This window comes from Bradyrhizobium barranii subsp. barranii, from assembly GCF_017565645.3.
In the GTDB taxonomy this organism is placed as follows: Bacteria; Pseudomonadota; Alphaproteobacteria; order Rhizobiales; family Xanthobacteraceae; genus Bradyrhizobium; species Bradyrhizobium barranii.
The window spans coordinates 10,520,270-10,541,310 of record NZ_CP086136.1; the positions used below are offsets into that span (position 1 = coordinate 10,520,270).

Below are 21,041 nucleotides of genomic sequence, written 5' to 3' on the forward strand. Positions count from 1 at the left end.
GGAGAGAGGCTAGCCTGCCCCGATCTCCGCCACGATCCTGCCCGTCGTGACCTGCTCGCCTTCGGCGACGTCGATCGCGGCGACCACGCCGTCGATGCCGGCCTTGTGGACGTGCTCCATCTTCATTGCTTCCAAGGTCATCACCGGTTGACCGGCGGTGACGCGGTCACCGGGCTTGACCAGCACGGCGACGACGCGGCCGTTCATGGCGGCGCGGACTTTGCCATCGCCGCCATTGCTCGCGGCCGCCTTCGGCGCGGCGAGGGTGAGATCGGTGACCGCAAGCGGGATGCCGCGATGCTGGAGGTAGAGCCGGTCGCCGTCGCGCAGGAATTTTGCGCTGTCCATCACGCCGTCGTGGCGGAAGCGGATGGCGTCGGGATCGAGCTGGTCGATCTCGAACTTGTCCTGACGGTCGTCGGCGGCGACGATGTAGCCGCCATCGCGCTCACGCGTGACTTCGAGCTCGTGGGTGTGGCCGGCGATCTCGACTTTCGCCGGCAGCGGGAATGTTGCCGCCAGGCTCCGGCCACCTTGCCATGACGGCGCGCGCGGATTGGTGACATAGAGCAGCAGGCCCGCCAGCGCCGTATCGAACGCAGCATTCGCCGGCGGCGCCAACAGTTCGGCGCGATGTGCGCCGATGAAGGCTGTCGTCGCCTCGCCTCTGGCAAATCCGGGATGGCGCAGGCAGGACATCAGAAATGCTTGGTTGGTGGTCACGCCAAACGCAGTGAGTTGCTCCAGGCCGACGATCAGCCGCCCCCTCGCCTCCTCGCGTGTCGCGCCATGGCTGATCACCTTTGCGATCATGGAATCGTAGAACGGCGGGATCTCCGCGCCCGATTGCAGCGCGTGCTCGACGCGGATGCTGTCAGGCACCTGCCAGCGCGCCATGCGGCCGGACTGCGGCATGAAATCCTGAGCGGCATCTTCCGAGCACAGCCGCACCTCGATGGCATGGCCCGAGAATCGGATGTCCTGCTGCTTCACCGGCAGAGGCTCGCCACGCGCGACACGCAGCTGCAGCTCGACGAGATCGAGCCCGGTGATCGCCTCGGTGACGGGATGCTCGACCTGGAGGCGCGTGTTCATCTCCATGAAGTAGAACTCGCCGCTGGCGTCGAGCAGGAATTCCAGCGTGCCGGCGCCCTCATAGCGCAGCGCCTTGACCGCCGCGACCGCGACCTCACCCATTTTCGCGCGCAACGCGGGCGTGACCGCCGGCGATGGTGCCTCCTCGATCAGCTTCTGATGTCGCCGCTGCACCGAGCAGTCGCGCTCGCCGAGATGGATGGCGTTGCCATGGCTGTCGCCGAACACCTGGATCTCGATGTGGCGGGGATTCTGGATGGCACGTTCGAGGATGACCGTGGGATCTCCGAACGCGGCCTTCGCCTCCGACCGCGCACTGCGCAGCGCATCGGGGAAGGATTCGGCATCGGTGACGAGCCGCATGCCGCGTCCGCCGCCGCCCGCAACCGCCTTGATCATCACGGGGAAGCCAATCTTCCTGGCTTCCGCCAGCATGACCTCGTCGCCCTGGTTGGCACCCTGATAGCCGGGCACGCAGGGCACGCCGGCCTTCCTCATGATCTCCTTGGCGCCGGCCTTGTTACCCATGGCCTCGATCGCCTGCGGCGAGGGACCGATGAAGACGAGACCAGCCTCCTTGCAGGCCTGCGCAAAGTCCTCGTTCTCGGCGAGGAAGCCGTAGCCGGGATGGACGGCATCCGCGCCGCTCACCTTGGCCGCGGCGATGATCGCGGGAATGTTGAGATAGGATTGCGCCGGCAGGGCTTCGCCGATGCGCACGGCCTGGTCCGCCTGCCGCACATGGAGCGCATCGCGGTCGGCATCCGAATAGACCGCAACGACGCCGAGGCCGAGCTGCCGCGCACTCCGCATCACCCGCAGCGCGATCTCGCCGCGATTGGCAACCAAAACCCTGAAGAACGGCCGGTGCTGCACTGATCCGTTCCTCATGGGCGGGCCACCGAGAATTGCATGCGCTGAGGGGTGCGCGCATCGCCCTCGCGGCAGATCGCGAGCACCTCGGACAGCATCGCACGGGTGTCGCGCGGATCGATCACGCCGTCGTCGAGCACGCGCGCGCTGGTCGAGAACACGTCCATCTGGCCGTCGAACACGCCGATGATCTGCGCCTTCATCGCGTCGAGCTTTTCTTTCTCGACCGGCTTGCCGCGGCGCGCGGCAGCGGCTTCCGTCACGATCGCCATGGTTTCCGCCGCCTGCTCGCCGCCCATCACGGCGGTCTTGGCGTTGGGCCAGGAGAAGCAGAAGCGCGGATGGAAGCCGCGTCCGCACATGCCGTAATTGCCGGCGCCGAACGAGGCACCGCAATAGATGGTGATCTGCGGCACCGTCGCCGACGTCACCGCCTGGATCATCTTGGAGCCGTGCTTGATCATGCCGGCTTCTTCATAGGCCTTGCCCACCATGTAGCCGGTGGTGTTGTTGAGATAGAGGATCGGCGTGCGGGTCTGGCAGCAGGCCTGGATGAAGTGCGTCGCCTTGTTGGCGCCGGCGGGATCGAGCGGGCCGTTGTTGGTGATGATGCCGATCGCCTGGCCCTCGATGCGGGCGTGACCGCAGACGGTGGCGGGGCCGTAGTTGGGCGCCATCTCGGTGAAGTCGGAATCGTCGACGATGCGCGCGATCACCTGCTTCATGTCGACGGTGCGCTTGTGGTCCATCGGCATGATGCCGAGCAGCTCGTCCTGGTCGTAGCGCGGCGGCTTGAATTGCGGAGCCGCCCGGCCCGGCCGCTCCCATTCCAGCGCTCCCATGATCTCGCGCGCGATGCGCAGCGCATCGCGGTCGTCCTCCGCGAGATAATCGCCGAGGCCGGAGACCTGCGTGTGCATCTCGGCACCGCCGAGCTCTTCCTCGGTCGCGATCTCGCCTGTCGCGGCCTTCAGGAGCGGCGGCCCGGCAAGGAAGGCGCGGGTGCGGCCGCGCACCATGACGATGTAATCGGACAGGCCGGTCTGGTAGGCGCCGCCCGCGGTCGACGAACCGTGCGTGACGGTGACGACCGGCAGCCCCGCAGCGGAAAGCCGCGCGAGATTGCGAAAGATGTTGCCGCCGCGAACAAAGTCCTCGACGCGGTAGCGCAGCAGATTGGCCCCGGCGCTTTCGACGAGCTGGACGTAAGGCAGCTTGTTCTCCAGCGCGAGCTCCTGCACCCGCAGCGTCTTATCGAGGCCATAGGGCTGGAGCGCACCGGCATCGATGCCGGCGTCATTGGCGCTGACCATGCAGCGGACGCCGGAGACGAAGCCGATGCCGGAGATGACGCCGCCGCCGGGCACGCTCTTGTTCGCATCTGATACGTCGAACATGTAGCCGGCGAGCGTCGACAGCTCGATGAAGGGCGCGCCGGGATCGAGCACCAGCGCGACGCGTTCGCGCGGCAGCAGCTGGCCGCGCTTGTGGAAGCGATCCTTTGCCGCCGCCGACGCCGCACGCGTGCGCTCTTCCAGCGCGCGCATGCGGTCGATCAGCGCGAGCATGCCGTCGCGGTTGGCGTGGTAGGCGGCGCTGCCGGGGGAAATGGTGTTGTCGAGAATGGACATAACTCTATCCTGCTCGTCATTGCGAGGAGCGAAGCGACGAAGCAATCCAGACCGTCACCGCGGAAAGACCCTGGATTGCTTCGCTTCGCTCGCAATGACGGTTGAGGCGATACCTTACCTATTCGTCCCAAAGATCTTCCGCGCCTCGGCGGGGCTTGCGATCTCGCGGCCCGCACGGCGGGCGCAGGCGGCGATGGCTTCGATGAGCTGGCCATTCGAGGTCACCTTCTTGCCGTTGGCGAGATAGAAGGCATCCTCCAAACCTGTGCGCAGGTGGCCACCGAGTTCGGCGCAGCGCTGGTGCAGCGGCCAGATCTCTTCGCGGCCGATCGCGGTGACCTGGAAATGCGCCTCGGGGCGCTTCAGCTTGATCAGGATCGGCAGCAGATCAGGATCGGACGGCATGCCGGAGGCAACACCCATCACGAAATTATATTCGAGCGGGCCTTTGTACATGCCGACCTGGTGGTACATGCCGACACAGCGGACGATGCCGACGTCGAAACATTCGAACTCAGGGATGGTGCCGACGGCGTTCATGACGTCGAGATAGTCCTTCACCTTCTCGACCGCGTTGTCGAACATCATCGGCGGCCAGGCCCAGGTGTTGTCGGCTTTCACCTTCAGATAGTTCAGCGAGCCGGCGTTGCAGGCCGCGATCTCGGGCCTGGTCTCGCGGATGCAGTCGAGCGCGCCGCTGTAGTTCGGCCCTGAGACGCCCGAGGTGTGATTGATAATGACGCCGGGGCAGGCCTCGCGGATGGCCTGCTGAATCTCCTTGCTGACGCTCACGTCCCAGGACGGCAGGTGCCCCTTGTCCGGCGCCTGCTGGCGCAGATGGATGTGCATGATGCTGGCGCCGGCGTCGAACGCAGCCTTGGCTTCGCGCGCCATCTGCTCGGGCGTCACAGGCACGTTGTGCTGCTTCGGGTCGGTGAGCACGCCGTTCAGCGCGCAGGTGATGACGGCCTTGTCGCTCATGCCAAAAATGTCTCGCACGTTGAGAATTCAACGCTTGCGATCATGGGACGCGCGGGTATGCGGCTTCTTGCGCGGAGAAGCTGGAAGGCACGGCTATCGTAGGGTGGGCCAAGGCGCTCTCGCGCCGTGCCCACCACGTCTTGGCGCTGAACGAAGATGGTGGGCACGCTTTCGCTTTGCCCACCCTACGAGAGCGCGCCTAACTCGCCTCCGCGAGCCTCACCGTCTCGGTGCTGCGGTAGATCGCGAGGTCGCGCGAGCCGACGAAGATCGCGCGCGGTTTCAATCCATAGAAGCGCCGGATCGAATGGCTGAAATGGGTCGAGTCGGGATAGCCGATGTCTTGCGCGAGATGGGCGAGATTGAGGTCCTGGTTGGCGAAGTGCAGCAAATGCCGCGCGCGCTTCCAGGCGCGGAAGGAGCGGAACGAAATGCCGGTCTCCTCCTTGAACAGATGCAGGAAGCGCGAGGCCGAGAGCCCCGCTTCGGTGGCGCACGTATCCGCCGTCACCGGCTCGCCGGAGAAGCGGCCGATGCGGGCGACGGCGCGCATCACGCGCGGATCGAGCACGCGACGCGGCAACGCCTCGCCAAAGCACATCTCGTCGAATTCGGCGGTGGTGATGTCGCCATAGCGGCGCTGGCGCAGCAGCGTGTAGGCGGCGAGGATCTTGCGGGCATAGACGGCCCGGTCAGGTCCGGTCAGCCGCGCGGCCAGGGCCTCGATCACGCCGTCCGGCATGCTTTCCGGCTCGAGCGTCACGCTGATTGCAGTGCGGTAGTCGCTGGCGATGGAATGCCGCTGGTTCGGCAGGGTGACGAACAGCTCGCCGGTGGCGAGAACGTCGTCGATCGTCAGATGCAGGCTGCCCTTCACAGCGACATAGACGTGGCAGCAGCCGGGGGTGCGCTTGCGGGGGCGGCCGAGCAGGCCGGCATAGAATACCCGCTCCGGCGTGATCAGCATCAGATGGTCGGATTCGCGACCGTTATCTTCCATTGGGATCCTCCTCGCGCGGCTCTTTGGCCGCTGCGGACGGAGGTCACCTTAGCGGAAATTTGGGCGCTGTCACGGCGCGATAGCGCTGTCATGGCGCGCAAAAGATTACCATTCCGGGACGATGATCAGTCGTCCCGGAACCGCGATGAGACCGCAGTCCCATCCTGCGGAATGCTTACGCCCTCACGCGCGGCGCAACATTCTGCTCGACGCCGGCCTTCTGCTCCGCAGCAACCGCGCGCTTGAATCCTTCGCGTTGCTGCAATCGCGCCCAATACGCTGCGACATTTGGCCCGAAATCCTTGGCGAGCCCGACATTGTTGGCGAGCCGGAGCGCGTAGCCGATGACAATGTCAGCGGCAGTGAAGCGGCCTGCGCACAATGTTTCGGCATTGGCCGTCGCCGCCTCGACCGCGCGCAGGCGCCCCAGGAACCATTTTGCATAGTCCCCGGCGACCTGCGGATTGCGGCGCTCCTCCGGCTCGAGCTGGGTGTATCGGAGCACCAGCGTCTGCGGGAAGGTTAACGTGGCATCGCTGAAATACATCCAGTTCAGGAACGCGCCATAGGCGGGATCTTCGGGTCCGACCATCAACGGCGTCGGTCCGTGCTTGATGCCAAGGTAATGGCAGATGCCGGAGGACTCGGTCATCTTCGTCTCGCCGTCGACCATGAAGGGAATGGTGCCGAGCGGATTGAGCGCAAGGTACTCCTTGGCGAAGACCCGCGGCGGGAACGGCAGCATCTTCAATTCATACGGAAGCCCCATCTCCTCCAGCATCCAGAGCGGACGGAACGAGCGCGCGGCGTCGCAGTGATAGAGCGTGATCATCAGGAAATACCTTTACTGCCGGGCAGCGTGCCCATCATCTTGCACAGGACCATCAGCATGACCTCGTCGGCGCCGCCGCCGATCGAGGTCAGGCGGCTGTCGCGATAGGCGCGGCTGACCGGCGTCTCGTTGGTAAAGCCCATTCCGCCCCAATATTGCAAGCAGGCGTCGGTGAGCTCGCGGCCGAGCCGGCCGGCTTTGAGCTTGGCCATGGTCGCAAGCTTGGTCACGTCCTCGCCGGCCACGAGTTGCTCGGCGGCGCGATAGATCAGCGCGCGCAACAGCTCGACTTCGGTCTGCATCTCCGCGAGCTTGAAGTGCACGACCTGGTTGTCGAGGATCGACTTCCCGAAGGCCTTGCGGTTGCGGGTGTACTCGATGGTCTCGTTGATGATGTATTCATGCGCCTTCAGGCAGGCCGCCGCGCCCCAGAGCCGCTCCTCCTGGAACTGGATCATCTGGTAGGTAAAGCCCTTGCCCTCCTCGCCGATGCGGTTGCGCTTGGGCACGCGGACATTGTCGAAGAAGATCTGCGCGGTGTCCGAGGAGCGCATGCCCATCTTGTCGAGCTTTCGCGCCACCGTGACGCCCTTGCTCTTCATGGGCACGCAGATCAACGACTTGTTGCGGTGAACCGGCCCATCGCCGGTGTTGGCGAGCAGGCAGATCCAGTCGGCCTGGGTGCCGTTGGTGATCCACATCTTGCCGCCATTGATGACGTAGTCGTCGCCGTCGGAGCGCGCGTTGGTCTTGATCGAGGCGACGTCGGAGCCGGCGCCGGGCTCGGAGACGCCGATACATGCGACGTAATCGCCTGATATCGAGGGGCTGAGGAATTCGCGCCGCACCTCGTCCGAGCCGAACCGCGCCAGCGCCGGCGTTGCCATGTCGGTCTGCACCCCGATCGCCATCGGCACGCCGCCGCAGGTGATGGCGCCCAGCTCCTCCGCCATCATCAGGGCGTAGGAATAGTCGAGGCCGGAGCCGCCGAACGCGACCGGCTTGTTGAGCCCGAGGAAGCCGAGGCTGCCCATCTTCTTGAACAGCTCATGCGCCGGGAAGATGTCGGCCTTCTCCCATTCATCGACATGAGGATTGATCTCGTTGGCGATGAATTTTTGCAGGGACCGGCGGATGTCGTCGTGGTCGGCGGTGAATAGCATTCTATCCTCTCGTCATTCCGGGGCATCGCGAAGCGATGAGCCCGGAATCCATTCCTCTACGGTGTATGCGGCCCGATGGATTCCGGGCTCGCGCTCCGCGCGCCCCGGAATGACAGAAAGTCACAGCCCCATCTGCCGCGACGCCAGATCCTTCATGATCTCCTCCGTCCCGCCGCCGATGGCGTTGACCTTGACCTCGCGGTAGATGCGCTCGGCCTTGATGCCGCGCATGAAGCCGGCGCCGCCGAAGATCTGCACGGCTTCCGAGGCACAGAACGCCATGGTCTGCGTCGCCTGGTTCTTCATCATGCAGATCTCGGCGACCGGGCTCTCGCCCTGCTCGAGCCGCCAGGCCAGTAATTCCAGCATCGACTGGGATGCCGCGACCTTCTGCGCCATGTCGACGATCTTGTGACGGATGACCTGGTGCTGGGCGAGCGGCTTGCCAAAAGTCTTGCGCTCCTTGGCATAGGCGATCGCCTCGTCGAGGCAGACCCGCGCGAAGGCGGTGCAGCCCGCCGCCATGCCCATGCGTTCGCTGTTGAAATTCCGCATGATGATCTTGAAGCCCTGGCCTTCCTCGCCGATCAGATTTTCGGCCGGCACGCGGCAGTCGTCGAAATGCAGCGTCGCGGTGTCGGAGGCCCACCAGCCCATCTTCTTCAGTTTCGTGCGTGACAGGCCGGGCGTGTCGCCCTCGATCAGGAGCAGGCTGACGCCGCCGGCGCCCTCGCCGCCGGTACGCACCGCAACGGTCAGATAATCGGCGCGCATCCCTGAGGTGATGAAGGTCTTCTCGCCGGTCACGACGTAGTGATCGCCATCGCGCCGCGCCCTGGTGCGGAGGTTCGCCACATCCGAGCCGCCACCCGGCTCGGTGATCGCCAACGCGGAGATCTTCTCGCCTGACAGCACTTGCGGTAGCACCCGCGCCTTCACTTCCGGGCGCGCCGCCCGCGCGATCGGCGGCGAGCCGATGGTGTGGCTCATCAGGCTGGCGCTGACCCCGCCGGCCCCGGCACGCGCCAATTCCTGGCTCGCGACGATCTTCATGAACTGGTCGGCGGCGATCCCGCCATATTCCTCGGGGAATCCGAGCCCCAACAGGCCAATCTCGGCCGCCTTGCGATAGAGCACGCGGGGAAATTCGCCAGCCTCGTCCCATTCATGGGCAAAGGGCGTGATCTCTTTCTCGACGAAGCGGCGCATCACCTCGCGGAAGGCGTCATGCTCGTCGGTATAAAACGGGCTCTTCATCGTCGTCTCGCCCTGCTGGCGGATTCGTGTTGGCCACCATGGCCGGAACATCTGCCGTTCACTTGCGCAGAGTGGCTGACCGGGGGAACCGCTCCACGCAGCCTAAGGCCTAGCAACTCAACGCAAGACGATTTTCGCCCCCCGCAGGCCAACTCCGGGGCAAAAAAAGACGTGCGCACAAACTCCGGCTGGCCCCAGGGCCACGCCGGGCATGGTGCCCGGCAAATAGGGACGCAGGCGGCACAAGACCGCCGAGGGAGGGATTTTGGCCGTTCGTTATTACGACTGGATCGTCCATCACGGCCGCCGTACGCCTGACAAGGTCGCGGTGATCGACCTCGCGAGCGAGCGCCGCTTCACCTATTCGCAGCTCGACGACCGCGTCTCGCGCCTGGCCGGATTTCTCCGTGACGCGCTCAAGGTGTCGCGCGGCGACCGCGTCGCCGTGCTGGCGCTGAACACGACCGATACGCTGGAGGTGCAGTTCGCCTGCGGACGGCTCGGCGCGGTCTTCGTGCCGCTGAACACCCGCCTCACCGTTCCCGAGCTCCAGTTCATCACCGGCGATTGCGCGCCGAAGGTGATGATCCACGACACCGATCTGGCCGAGACCGCGCTCGCCGTCGCAAAGCTCTGCAACGTCACGACCAGCCTGCTGCTCGGCCGCGGCGGCAGCTATGAGGCCGGCATCGCGTCCGCCAAGGCGCTCGCCCGCGCCGAGGAGGTCACGCTCGATAACGTCTCGACCATCATGTACACGTCGGGCACCACGGGCCATCCCAAGGGCGCGACCATCACCCATGGCATGACCTTCTGGAATTGCGTCAATCTCGGCGGCCCCGCCTGCATCGGGCCGGCCTCGGTGCTGCTGACCGTGCTGCCGCTGTTCCACACCGGCGGGCTCAATTGCTACACCAACCCGGTGCTGCATGCCGGCGGCACCGTGATGATCATGCGCGCCTTCGATCCCGGCACGGCGCTCGGCCTGATCAACGATCCCGCGCAGGGTATCAACGTGTTCTTCGGTGTGCCCGCGATCTACCAGTTCATGGCGCAGCATCCGGCCTTCGCGACGACTGACCTGACCCGGCTGATCGTCTGCGGTGTCGGCGGCGCGCCGATGCCGGTGCCGCTGCTGAAAGTGTGGGAGGCGCGCGGCGTCGCGCTCCAGCAGGGCTACGGCATGACCGAGACCTCGCCCGCCGTGCTGGTGCTGGATCGCGAGGATGCGGCGCGCAAGGCGGGCTCGGCCGGCAAGCCGGTGCTGCACACCGAGGTGCGGATCGTGCGACCCGACGGCAGCGATGCCGATGTCGGCGAACTCGGCGAGCTCTGGGTCAAGGGCCCGAACATCACGCCGGGCTACTGGAACAGGCCGGAGGCAAACAAGACGTCCTTCACCGACGGCTGGCTGCACACGGGCGATGCGACGCGCGTCGACGAGGAAGGCTTCTACTATATCGTCGACCGCTGGAAGGACATGTACATCTCGGGCGGCGAGAACGTCTATCCGGCCGAGGTCGAGAACGTCCTGCATCAGCTCACCGCGATCGCGGAAGCCGCCGTGATCGGCATTCCCGATCCGCAATGGGGCGAGGTAGGCCTCGCCATCGTCGCGGCCAAGCCCGGTCAGCGGCTGACCGAGGCGGATGTCTTTGCGCACTGCGCGGCCAATCTCGCGCGCTTCAAATGCCCGCGACAGGTGCGCTTCGTCGATGCGCTGCCGCACAACGCCACCGGCAAGATCCACAAGCCGACCTTGCGGAAAGAATTTTCGGTGGCGTCCGAAGTCGACAAGAAAGTCGCCAACGCCTGATCAAAGCGCCCCTTGCGGGCGCTTCTTCGTTTCTGACGTGCCTGCTCCAACCCAGAAGAAACCGCAAAGAAAACCCCAAGGAATTTTCATGAACAAGAAACTCTCCCTGCTTGCCGCAGCAACGGCGTTGACGCTGCTTGCGATCCCGTCCGCGTATGCGCAGAAGGCGTACGACACCGGCGTCACCGACACCGAGATCAGGATCGGCAATGTCGAGGCCTATTCCGGCCCCGCCTCCGCCTACGGCATCATCGGCAAGACCGAGGAAGCCTATTTCAAGATGATCAACGACCAGGGCGGCATCAACGGCCGCAAGATCAACTGGATCTCCTATGACGACGGCTACTCGCCGCCGAAGACCGTGGAGCAGATCCGCAAGCTGATCGAGAGCGACGAGGTCTTCCTGGTCTTCAACGCGCTGGGCACGCCGACCCAGACCGCCGTGCAGAAATATCACAATTCAAAGAAGGTGCCGCAGCTCTTCCTCGCCACCGGCGCCAGCAAGTGGAACGACCCGAAGAACTTTCCCTGGACCATGGGCTTCCAGCCCAGCTACCGGGTCGAGGCACAGATCTTCGCAAAATACATTCTGAAGGAGAAGCCGGACGCGAAGGTCGCGATCTTCTATGCCAACGACGATTTCGGCAAAGACTACCTCGCCGGCATCAAGGACGTGCTCGGCGAAAAGGCGTCGAAGCTGATCGTGGCGGAGGAGAGCTACGAGACCTCGGAGCCGTCGATCGACGCCCACATCGTCAAGCTCAAGGGCACCGGCGCCGATGTCTTCGTGAACATCGCAACCCCGAAATTCGCGGCCCAGGCCATCAAGAAGATCGCGGAGCTGGAGTGGAAGCCGATGCACCTGATGACCGACGTCTCGGTCTCGATCGGCGCGGTGATGAAGCCGGCCGGCCTCGAGGCATCCGAGGGCGTGCTGTCGGCCGGCTATCTGAAGGATGCGTCGGATCCGCAGTGGAAGGACGACGAGGGCATGAAGAAGTTCATGACCTTTATCGACAAGTACATGCCCGGCGCAAACATCTCGGACGCCAATCTGGTTTACGCCTATGCCGCAGCCCAGACGATGGTGCAGGTGCTGAAGCAGTCGGGCGACAATCTGACCCGTGAGAACGTGATGAAGCAGGCCGCGAGCCTCAAGGACTTCGTCCCTGACACGCTGATCCCGGGGATCAAGATCAACACCTCGGCCACCGACTTCGCGCCAATCGAGCAGCTCAAGATGTGGCGGTTCAAGAAGGACCAGTGGGAGCTGTTCGGCGACATCATCAGCGCCGAAACGGGCGGCTAGCCACGCATCGCAGCGACGGGCGGAGACGTGCAGCTGACGTCTTCGCCTGCACTGACGTCGATCCCCGCGACCGGCAGGCCGAGCCGGCGCGGGTCATCGATGGCCGCAAAGCGCGGACATGCCCATGCCAGGATCGCCCCGCCCAATGGCGGCAGATCGAGCTGAAGAACGAAGGCATCCGCGTCGATCGCGGTCGCGGCATCCGCAACGCGCACGCCGTCGAGATAGAACTGCACGCCGATCCGATCCAGCGGCCCGCGAATCTCCGGCGACGCGATCCGAATGATGGTGCGCCCAGGCGGCGCCTCGATCCGCAAGGCGGCTTCCGGCTCGCTCCAGCGGAAGCTGCGGCCCTGCCAGACCTCCCAGGCATGGAAGCCGGCCTGTGCGACCATCTGATCGCCGAGACTCTGCGCAGCTCCGCCAAGGCTTCCCCGAATATCACGGATACAATAGAGGCGCTGATAGTGGATCAGCGCGGCGATATAACGCTTCAGCCAGCGCGCGATGCTGCCGCGAGAGCCGCCCATGGTGAGCAGGGTCAGACTGCAGCGCGCATAGCCTGCCGACAAACGTGCAAGGCCAAGCGCAAGGCGGTCGCCGGCCAGTGCGATCGCGCCCCAACGCCCGATCGCCTGCAGGCCTTCGCTTGTCACGCGGCCGGCGCGCATCCGTGCACCAAGGGCGCTACGCGCCAGCACGACGTTGAAGTCGCCGCGGCTGCTCCACTCGACCGGAGTTTCGAGCAGCTCGCTGCCGGGATCGTTGCGCGCTTCGCTGAGATGGCGGATCTCGCCCTGCACGAAATCGAGCGTGAATGTCTTCAGCTCGCCGATTTCGCCGATATAGTAGTGATGGAAGCGCGCCTCCTCGAGATAGCCGATCGTATGGCCCCTCGCGTGATACGCGGCGGCGAGCACCCATTCGGCGAAATGACCGAGCTCCTCACGCAGGCCGCCGCATTCCCAATAGACGTCGCGCCGCGTCACGAAGCACTGGTCCAGCACCTTGCGCCAGGGATGCTGCTTCATGCCGAACTCGATGTCGGCCTGGTACATGGCGGCCTCCGCCACGGACAGCCGGTTATGGCAGATCGGCACCGATTGACAGGAGAACCCCGCCCAGTCGGGACGCGCGCCGATCGCGCGGATGCAGGCCTCCATCACGTCAGGCTCGGGCCGGCAATGCGACTCCGTAAAGAACAGATATTTGCCGCGGGCCTTGGCGGCGCCGAAGGCGCAGAGCCCGATGTCATGGTCCGAATTGGTGAATTCGAGGCGCGCTTTGCCGCCGGCCAGCGCCTTCAGCTCGTTGAGTGCCTCGAAATCAGGCGGCACCACCAGAATGATTTCGTAAAGCGATTTGTCGGCGGTCTGCGACGTCCAGCCGAGCCAGGACAGCTCCCACTGCCCGCGGTGATGTTCCAGCGGGATGATGATGGAGAACAGCGGAGATTCACCGCCGTATGGTGCGGGCACGTCCTGCATATTCCCTTATAGACGCACGCGACGCCATTCCTGACTCTTTCTCGCGGACTATACCGACAGAAACAACGCGAACGATTCCTCCACCGTGCGGCGCAGATGCTTTCCATACAATGCATGGTTGGCATCGTCGGGGCCGACCCGTCCCAGCGACGGCTTCGCAACGTTGCGGAGCGGCACATAGGCGATCGGCGCTGCGATCGGCGTCAGTTGCGAGCCGGGTCCGGCGCGGAGCGTCGAGATGATGCCGTACATTTCGCCGGCAACCGTCGGCCGCGACACCGTGATCACGCGGTGCTGGCCGTGCTTGATGATGACGAGATAGATGAAGCCGGACTGATGCGGCACCGCAACTTCGCCGGTATGCTCATAGGCGGCGTCGGTTCGCTCGCCCTCGCGGAACACCAGTGAGGACACCTTCGGCTCCCAGACGATCTCGGTGCGATAGGCGAAGATCGCATCCTTGTCGCCGAAGGACGGCCGCAGCGTGATGTAGACGTCCTCGAGCCAGGTCACCGCGCGATGCGCATAGGAGCCGAGGCTGTCGGGCGCGACATCGTTTGCGGCCGGAGGCGTCACCACGGCGGCGCTTTTGCGCAAGGAGACGCCCAGCGCCTGCTCCAGCCGCACGGTCGTTGCCAGCGTGAACGGCCGCCGGCCGCCGAGCACCTTCTCCAGCGTCGACAGGCTGAGCTTGGCCTGCTCGGCCAACGCCTGCCGGGACATCCGGCGCCTGGCGAGTTCCTCGCGAATGGTCTCCGCGATCTCGCGGCTCTGCTCGTCCGAAAGCTGCCTGTCGGTGACTTTATCCTGCGTCTGCATCGTCAACCCTGCTCCACGGACGCAAGTCTAGCAGGGCGGACAAGCCAGCACAAAACCGTACTTGGCGATCCCGGCCTTGGCCTGCCGGGGCCGGCCGCGGCGGAACATTGCCGATCATTCTGCTCGCGCATTCAGGCGCTCCCGACGGATGCTCCGAGCCAGCGAACACCCTTCGGGAGCAGGCGAAATGGATAGCTACGACACAGCCGACGGCGACGAGCACCCCATGTTGGGGCGGCTGATCAAGCTCGGATTGTTTCTGCTGGTGCAGGGCATCGCGGTGATGCTGGTCGCCTTCGTGGCCCTGCTCGTGAGTCTTGAGCCCGGATGGTCGGCGACGACGGAGCAGGCCAGCCTGCTCCAGCCCGGCGATGCCAAATCCGGCACCCTTCTCCTGAAGGAGGACGGTGCCTACACGGAGGCGATCCGCCTCGGCATCGACGTCGACATCACGGTATCAGGCCCGACGCTGCGCGCCCGCGTCACCCAAGCCTTCCGCAATCCGACCAAGGACTGGGTCGAGGCGACCTACGTTTATCCGCTTCCCGCCGGCGGCGCCGTCGACACGCTGAAGATGGTGGTCGGCGACCGCGTCATCATCGGCGACAGGCACGCGTGATCTACGAGCAGGCGCGCCGCGCCGGCCAGAAGGCCGCGCTCACGGAGCAGGAGCGGCCGAACATCTTCACCAATTCGGTCGCCAATATCGGTCCAGGCGAAACCGTGCTGGTGCAGATCGAATATCAGGAGCCGGTGCATCAATCCGGCAATGAATATTCGCTGCGGCTGCCGCTGGTGGTCGGGCCGCGCTACAATCCGGCGCCGATCGTGCAGAGCGTCGACTTCCGCCAGGACGGCTCGGGCTGGGGCGCGACCAATTCGGAGCCGGTGCCCGACCGCGACCGTATCGCGCCGCCGGTGCTGGATCCCGCCAGGAACGCGCCGGTCAATCCGACCAGCATCACGGTGCGCCTGAAGGCAGGCTTCGCGCTCGGCGAGGTCAGGAGTCACCACCATAACGTCAAAGTCGAGAGCCCGGACAATGCGACGCGAATCGTCACGCTCGCTGACGGCGCGGTGGCCGCCGACCGCGATTTCGAGCTGACCTGGAAGCCGGCCGCGGAGAAGGCTCCGTCGGTTGGCCTGTTCCGCGAGCGTGTCGGCGATGCCGACTATTTGCTCGCCTTCGTCACCCCGCCCAGTGCCGAGCAGGCGACGCAAAAGCCGCTGCCGCGCGAGGTCGTGTTCGTGATCGACAATTCCGGCTCGATGGGCGGTACGTCGATCGTTCAGGCCAAGGCCAGCCTGACTTACGCACTCTCTCGCCTTCAACCCAGCGACCGCTTCAACGTCATCCGCTTCGACGACACCATGGACGTGCTGTTCCCGGCCTCCGTGCCGGCCGACGCCACGCATGTCGGTGAAGCCACTTCGTTCGTCAGTGCCTTGCAGGCCCGCGGCGGCACCGAGATGGTGCCGGCGATGCGCGCCGCGCTGACCGACAAGGCTGGCGACACCGGCATGGTCCGCCAGGTGGTGTTCCTGACCGACGGCGCGATCGGCAACGAGCAGCAATTGTTCGAAACGATCACCGCGATGCGGGGCCGCTCGCGCGTGTTCATGGTCGGCATCGGGTCCGCACCCAACACCTATCTGATGACGCGCGCCGCCGAGCTCGGCCGCGGGGCCTTCACCCATATCGGCTCCGTCGAGCAGGTCGAGGAGCGCATGCGCGGCCTGTTCGCCAAGCTGGAAAACCCGGCCGTGACCGGCCTCAGCGTAAAGTTCTCCGACGCCAAGGCGGACGTGACGCCTGCGATCATTCCCGACGTCTATCGCGACGAACCGCTGGTGCTGGCGGCAAAGCTCGACAAGCTCGCCGGCTCGCTCGAGATCAAGGGACGCGTCGGCGACCGCCCGTGGTCGGTGACGCTGCCGCTGCAAAACGCCGCCGAAGGCAAGGGCCTGTCAAAACTCTGGGCCAAGCGCAAGATCGGCGACGCCGAGGTTGCGCGCACCATGCGCGAGATGACACCCGAAGACTCCGACAAGGCGATCCTGGCGCTGGCGCTCGACCATCAGATCGTCACGCGGCTCACCAGCCTCGTCGCGGTCGACAAGACGCCGAGCCGCCCCGAGGGCGCGCCGCTCAAGCTCAGCGAGCTGCCGCTCAACCTGCCGGCCGGCTGGGATTTCGAGAAGGTCTTTGGCGAGCGACCGCATCTGACGCCCACACAATTGCGCGAACGCCATGCGGATGCGCGCAACCAGCCGGCGACGAGGCGGCCGACGCCCGCCGCGCCGGATGCGATCCGCCTACCGAAGACCGCGACCTCAGCCGAGCTCAAGATGATCGCAGTTTTCTCCTGATCGTGCTCGCCCTGATCCTGTACGTGTTCAACCGGCGTCAGCCCTTGCTCACTGACGCCGCTTGAGAGAGGAGCCCCCCGAACTCCTCTGTTTGCGCGCGCGGCTGCCCGTCCCATACCAACGGCCGCGCGCGCCTTTTCCTTCTTGCCGTCATTGCGAGCGCAGCGAAGCAATCCAGGCTGCCTCCGCGGAAGGATTCTGGATTGCTTCGCTGCGCTCGCAATGACGCGTGTGGAAACAATGCTCCGCCTGATCTCCCCCCTCGCTCTCGCACTTGTCGGCCTCATCCTGTTCGGCGACGGCGCCTACATCCATGCCAAGGCCTGGCTCGCCCAGGTGCTGCTGGAGCGCGCGTTCGACAGGAGCGTCGCGACCGGCGAGGCGGTCAGGCCGTGGTCATGGGCCGACACCTGGCCGGTCGCGCGGATCGAGGTGAAACGGATCGGGGCCAGCGCGATCGTGCTGGAAGGCACCAGCGGCCAGGCCCTCGCGTTCGGACCCGGCCATATCCATCAAACGGCTGATGCCGGCGAGCGCGGCATTGCGGTATTTGCCGCGCACCGCGATACACATTTCCGCTTCCTGCGGAATGTCGCCATTGGTGACGTAATCGATGTCACACGCCGTGACGGAAAGCACTTTCGCTATCGGGCGGATTCCTCCGCTGTGGTTCGCTTCGATGAGTCCGGCATCGATCCCGCGGCGCCGGACGTCGAACTGGTGCTCACAACCTGCTGGCCCTTCGACGCCGTCACGCCCGGGCCCGAGCGCTACGTCCTGCATGCCACCTTGATCGAAACAGGTGAATAGCGGTTCGCAATCGGCCATCCGGGATCGATAGAGACCGCGCCGAACAGCCGGGGAACCGCGCTTGATCGGGCCGCTGAACTGGCGTCGTCTCCCATAGACCTGTAAGAACAGCCGATTGATCTTTTGGCGCTGTAATTTTCAGGACAACCTGTAATGGACGACGAGTTCAGGCAGCGCCTCGAACAGCGCCTGGAGCAACTCGAAAATCGTGTCGCGCTCCTTGAACGGAATCAGGACCTCATTGCTGCCGGACAGAGACGGTCCTCGCTGCGGAGCCTCTGGCGACGCCCGCCGATGTGGACCTTCGAGCAATATCCGCCGCGCCTGCTCAACCTGACTGCCTTCCCGCCTGCGCCCGCGATCCCGGCGAATGCGCCGCGGATCACGATGGTCACACCGAGCTACAATCAGGCGCAATATCTCGGCGCCACGATCGAGAGCATCGTCAGTCAGAACTATCCGAAGCTGACTTATCACGTGCAGGACGGCGCCTCGATCGACGGCACGATCGATCTCCTGAAGAGCCGAGGTGAGAGCATCAGCTGGGCGAGCGAGCCGGACGAGGGGCAGTCGAACGCCATCAATCTCGGCTTCGCCGGTGCCGACTGCGAGATCATGGCCTATCTCAACAGCGATGACATGCTGCTGCCCGGAGCGCTCGCCTATGTCACCGACTATTTCATGTCGCATCCCGATGTCGACGTCGTCTACGGCCATCGTGTTTTCGTCGACCGCGAGGGGCTCGAGGTCGGACGCGCCGTGCTGCCGCCCCATGACGGCAAGGCTTTGCAATATGCCGACTACATCCCGCAGGAGACGATGTTCTGGCGCAAGCGCGTGTGGGACAGGATCGGGCCCATCGACGAGAGCTTCCACTACGCGATGGACTGGGATTTCATCCTGCGGGCGCAAGCCGCGGAATTCAAGTTCGTGCGCCTGCCGCGATTTCTCGCCTGCTTCCGCATCCACGATGCACAGAAGACGGCTTCGACCTACGCGCTCGGCGTCAGGGAGATGGGCATCCTGCGGCGCCGCGTTCTCGGCTTCGATCCGACGCAGATGCAGATCCGGCGCGCCATCGCTTCCTATCTCGCGAAGCAATTGGCCTATCACTACGCCTACAAGCTGCGCCTGCTGCGTTACTGAACGATAGCAGAGGCGTGATCACCATTTGAAAGAATGCGCGTCACGCAGTCGTGGCACGTCGTCCGATCGTTCGCACTTTCGCCAAAAGTCTGGTGATGCTAGCCTTGTCGCGAAGCACCCGCCATTCCGCCACGCGGCATGGAGCCATCACGATCAGTCCCGCCAGACCGGCGCAAGACAGCGCGCTGCAACAAGAACAAGAGGTGAGGAAGCGCCATGGAAGCCAAGGTACCTGCTGCGTCCGTTTTTCCGCGTCCATGGTCTCCAGCGCCCGATGCCAGCGACATCGTCAAGGGCATCCACGCCATGCTGCACCCGCACAACATCGTGCTGGTGGGCGCGACCGACAAGCCCGGCAATTATGCCGAGCGCATCTGGAACAACCTCGTCAAGTACGGCTACGAGGGCGGGCTCTATCCGGTCAACGCCAAGCGCGAGGCGATCTGGGGTGTGCCCTGCTACAAGGATTTTGCGAGCCTCCCGGAAAAGCCCGATCACGTGCTGGTGCTGGTGCCCGCGCGCTTTGCCGTGCAGGTGATCCGCGACGCCGCTGCGGCCGGCGCGCGCTCGGCCACCATCGTCACCTCGGGCTTCAGCGAGTTGCAGGATGAGGAGAGCCAGAAGCTCGCTGCCGAATTGCAAGCCGCGATACGCGAAACGGGGCTCGCCGTCACCGGCCCGAACTGCCTCGGCAACTTAAGCGCCGGCGAAAAGCTCTTCACCAATATCGACGACCGCGTCGTCACCATGGAACAGGGTGCGGTGGCGATCGCCGGGCAATCCGGCGCCATCGTCATGGCGATCCGGCAGGCGCTGGAGGATCGCGGCGTCGGGGTCGGTTACATGGTGACGACCGGCAACGAGGCCGGGCTCGAGACGCCGGACCTGATGCGCTATTTCGCCGAGGATCCGAGCATCAAGGTGATCGTGGTCTACCTCGAAGGCGTGCGCAACACCAAGGCGTTTCGCGACGCCTGCAAGGCCGCGCGTGCGGCAAGCAAGCCGGTCATCGCACTCAAGCTCGGTTCGTCCGAGGGCGGCCGCGCCGCGGCGATGGCGCATACCGGTGCGCTCGCAGGCTCAATCGAGACGTTCGACGCCATCGCGACCCGCGAAGGCGTGATCCGGGTTGGCGGGCTCGACGAGCTGATCGAGACCACCGAATGCTTCGTTCACGCGGCCGTGCCCAAGGGCGACCGGCTCGCCGCGGTCACACTATCAGGCGGCAAGCGTGGCATGCTGCTTGACGCCTTCTATGCCGAAGGCCTGAACTTTGCGCCGCTGAGCCCGCACGTCGGCTCCGAACTGGCGAAGATGCTCGGGCCGGGCTCGATCGTGGGCAATCCGCTCGATGCCGGCTTTGCCGCGGTGGTCGATCCCTCCGTCTACATGAAGTCGATCGAGCTGATGATCGACGACCCCGATATCGACATCGTCATCGTCGATGCCGAGCTGCCCAAGGCGCCGCACGAACTGCGTGAACGCAATCTGCGCATCGTCGATGGGATGGCGAGCCGGGCCGGCAAGCCGGTGATCTACATCAGCGCGATGTCGGTCGGCTTCACCGAATTCACCAAAGGCTTGCGCAAATCGCTGCCGCATCTCGCGGTCATGCAGGGCATGGACCGCGCGGTGACCGCGATCAAATCGCTGCTCGACTATGCGAAGCTGCGCAAGGCAGTGCCCGACATCGCCTCGAGCTCGAAGCCTGCCGCCCGCGCCGTGCTGGAGAAGGCGCTGAAATCGGCGAGCGGTGCCGCGCTCGACGAGGTTGCCTCGAAGAAGCTGCTGAAGGCCTATGGCATTCCGGCCTCGAAGGAGGCGATTGCGCAGACGGCGGCGGACGCCGCGAAGATCGCGAAGCAGATCGGTTTCCCGGTCGTGGCAAAAGTCGTCAGCGCCGAGATCCTGCACAAATCCGACATCGGCGGCGTGGTGCTGAATCTCAACAGCGCCGCCGAGGTGAAGAAAGCATTCACCGACATCACCGCGCGGGTGGCGAAGCTGAAGGGCAAGCCGAAGCTCGACGGCATCCTGATCGCGCAGCAGGTCAAGGCCGATCTCGAGCTCGTGGTCGGCGCCTCGCTCGATGCCGAGATGGGTCCGGTCGTGCTGTTCGGCACCGGCGGCATCGACATCGAGCTGATGAAGGACGTCGCGCTCGCCGGCGCACCGCTGGACGAGGCCGAGGCCCGGCTCCTGATCGGCCGCACCAAGGCCGGTATCAAGATGCGCGGCTATCGCGGCAAGCCGGCCTTGCACGAGGCCTCCGCGGTGAAAGCGCTCGTCGGCCTGTCCAATTTGATCGCAGATGCCGGCGACCGGATCGCCTCGATCGACGTCAACCCGTTCCTGATCAACACCAAGACGGGCGTCGCCGTCGACGCCCTGATCGTGCTGAACAATGCTGCGGCAAAACGCGCGGCCGGGCATTGATGTCGCGTAAGGCGGA

At 65.0% G+C, this 21,041-nt stretch carries 14 protein-coding genes and 1 pseudogene; 6 read left to right on the top strand and 9 right to left on the bottom strand.

Going from position 1 to position 21,041, the window contains the following annotated elements; all coding sequences use genetic code 11:
* Positions 1-9: 9 nt before the first annotated feature.
* The 7 genes from J4G43_RS50990 to J4G43_RS51020 form a co-directional block, all read right to left on the bottom strand.
* A complete protein-coding gene (locus J4G43_RS50990; protein WP_208083594.1) occupies positions 10-1,986 on the bottom strand; it encodes an acetyl/propionyl/methylcrotonyl-CoA carboxylase subunit alpha in 1,977 nt (658 codons plus the stop codon).
* Entirely contained in the window at positions 1,983-3,599 is a 1,617-nt protein-coding gene (locus tag J4G43_RS50995; protein WP_208083595.1) for an acyl-CoA carboxylase subunit beta, read from the bottom strand. Before J4G43_RS50995 ends, J4G43_RS50990 begins: the two co-directional genes overlap by 4 nt.
* Before the next feature lie 114 nt (positions 3,600-3,713).
* Positions 3,714-4,580 (bottom strand): beta-keto acid cleavage family enzyme, encoded by an 867-nt coding sequence (locus J4G43_RS51000; protein WP_208083596.1) that lies wholly within the window; start codon positions 4,578-4,580, stop codon positions 3,714-3,716.
* Between the two features lie 199 nt (positions 4,581-4,779).
* Entirely contained in the window at positions 4,780-5,580 is an 801-nt protein-coding gene (locus J4G43_RS51005) for a helix-turn-helix domain-containing protein (RefSeq protein ID WP_208083597.1), read from the bottom strand.
* Between the two features lie 175 nt (positions 5,581-5,755).
* Complete coding sequence (locus J4G43_RS51010; RefSeq protein ID WP_208083598.1) at positions 5,756-6,412, bottom strand: glutathione S-transferase family protein; 657 nt, start codon at positions 6,410-6,412, stop codon at positions 5,756-5,758.
* Positions 6,412-7,575, bottom strand: coding sequence for an acyl-CoA dehydrogenase family protein (locus tag J4G43_RS51015; RefSeq protein ID WP_208083599.1), 1,164 nt, complete (start codon positions 7,573-7,575; stop codon positions 6,412-6,414). Before J4G43_RS51015 ends, J4G43_RS51010 begins: the two co-directional genes overlap by 1 nt.
* Before the next feature lie 120 nt (positions 7,576-7,695).
* Complete coding sequence (locus J4G43_RS51020; protein ID WP_208083600.1) at positions 7,696-8,832, bottom strand: acyl-CoA dehydrogenase family protein; 1,137 nt, start codon at positions 8,830-8,832, stop codon at positions 7,696-7,698.
* Positions 8,833-9,097: 265 nt separating this feature from the next.
* On the opposite strand from J4G43_RS51020, the gene J4G43_RS51025 reads away from it, so the two are divergent.
* A complete protein-coding gene (locus tag J4G43_RS51025; protein WP_208083601.1) occupies positions 9,098-10,648 on the top strand; it encodes an acyl-CoA synthetase in 1,551 nt (516 codons plus the stop codon).
* A gap of 88 nt (positions 10,649-10,736) precedes the next feature.
* Positions 10,737-11,957: an ABC transporter substrate-binding protein gene (locus tag J4G43_RS51030; RefSeq protein WP_208083602.1), complete on the top strand. Its 1,221-nt coding sequence runs from the start codon at positions 10,737-10,739 to the stop codon at positions 11,955-11,957.
* Here the strand turns inward: J4G43_RS51030 and J4G43_RS51035 are convergent.
* Complete coding sequence (locus tag J4G43_RS51035; RefSeq protein WP_208083603.1) at positions 11,954-13,444, bottom strand: glycosyltransferase family 2 protein; 1,491 nt, start codon at positions 13,442-13,444, stop codon at positions 11,954-11,956. The genes J4G43_RS51030 and J4G43_RS51035 overlap by 4 nt on opposite strands.
* A gap of 48 nt (positions 13,445-13,492) precedes the next feature.
* On the bottom strand, positions 13,493-14,263 hold the full coding sequence (locus J4G43_RS51040; RefSeq protein WP_085404013.1) for a helix-turn-helix domain-containing protein: 771 nt from the start codon (positions 14,261-14,263) through the stop codon (positions 13,493-13,495).
* A gap of 187 nt (positions 14,264-14,450) precedes the next feature.
* On the opposite strand from J4G43_RS51040, the pseudogene J4G43_RS51045 reads away from it, so the two are divergent.
* The 4 genes and pseudogenes from J4G43_RS51045 to J4G43_RS51060 all read left to right on the top strand — a co-directional run bounded on the left by J4G43_RS51045 (position 14,451) and on the right by J4G43_RS51060 (position 21,025).
* Positions 14,451-16,698: pseudogene (locus J4G43_RS51045) on the top strand (marine proteobacterial sortase target protein).
* Between the two features lie 175 nt (positions 16,699-16,873).
* Positions 16,874-17,443, top strand: a complete 570-nt coding sequence (locus J4G43_RS51050) for a class GN sortase (RefSeq protein ID WP_208083604.1) — start codon at positions 16,874-16,876, stop codon at positions 17,441-17,443.
* Between the two features lie 153 nt (positions 17,444-17,596).
* On the top strand, positions 17,597-18,589 hold the full coding sequence (locus tag J4G43_RS51055) for a glycosyltransferase family 2 protein (protein WP_208083605.1): 993 nt from the start codon (positions 17,597-17,599) through the stop codon (positions 18,587-18,589).
* Between the two features lie 216 nt (positions 18,590-18,805).
* Positions 18,806-21,025: an acetate--CoA ligase family protein gene (locus J4G43_RS51060; protein WP_208083606.1), complete on the top strand. Its 2,220-nt coding sequence runs from the start codon at positions 18,806-18,808 to the stop codon at positions 21,023-21,025.
* Positions 21,026-21,041 lie beyond the last annotated feature (16 nt).

What these genes read in the sequence shown, in the direction of transcription:
- J4G43_RS51015 (WP_208083599.1), bottom strand. Translation starts at nt 7,575, where the DNA reads ATGCTATTCACCGCCGACCACGACGACATCCGCCGGTCCCTGCAAAAA.
- J4G43_RS50995 (WP_208083595.1), bottom strand. Translation starts at nt 3,599, where the DNA reads ATGTCCATTCTCGACAACACCATTTCCCCCGGCAGCGCCGCCTACCAC.
- J4G43_RS51055 (WP_208083605.1), top strand. Translation starts at nt 17,597, where the DNA reads ATGGACGACGAGTTCAGGCAGCGCCTCGAACAGCGCCTGGAGCAACTC.
- J4G43_RS51005 (WP_208083597.1), bottom strand. Translation starts at nt 5,580, where the DNA reads ATGGAAGATAACGGTCGCGAATCCGACCATCTGATGCTGATCACGCCG.
- J4G43_RS51000 (WP_208083596.1), bottom strand. Translation starts at nt 4,580, where the DNA reads ATGAGCGACAAGGCCGTCATCACCTGCGCGCTGAACGGCGTGCTCACC.
- J4G43_RS51050 (WP_208083604.1), top strand. Translation starts at nt 16,874, where the DNA reads ATGCTCCGCCTGATCTCCCCCCTCGCTCTCGCACTTGTCGGCCTCATC.
- J4G43_RS51030 (WP_208083602.1), top strand. Translation starts at nt 10,737, where the DNA reads ATGAACAAGAAACTCTCCCTGCTTGCCGCAGCAACGGCGTTGACGCTG.
- J4G43_RS51020 (WP_208083600.1), bottom strand. Translation starts at nt 8,832, where the DNA reads ATGAAGAGCCCGTTTTATACCGACGAGCATGACGCCTTCCGCGAGGTG.
- J4G43_RS51060 (WP_208083606.1), top strand. Translation starts at nt 18,806, where the DNA reads ATGGAAGCCAAGGTACCTGCTGCGTCCGTTTTTCCGCGTCCATGGTCT.
- J4G43_RS51035 (WP_208083603.1), bottom strand. Translation starts at nt 13,444, where the DNA reads ATGCAGGACGTGCCCGCACCATACGGCGGTGAATCTCCGCTGTTCTCC.
- J4G43_RS51040 (WP_085404013.1), bottom strand. Translation starts at nt 14,263, where the DNA reads ATGCAGACGCAGGATAAAGTCACCGACAGGCAGCTTTCGGACGAGCAG.
- J4G43_RS50990 (WP_208083594.1), bottom strand. Translation starts at nt 1,986, where the DNA reads ATGAGGAACGGATCAGTGCAGCACCGGCCGTTCTTCAGGGTTTTGGTT.
- J4G43_RS51010 (WP_208083598.1), bottom strand. Translation starts at nt 6,412, where the DNA reads ATGATCACGCTCTATCACTGCGACGCCGCGCGCTCGTTCCGTCCGCTC.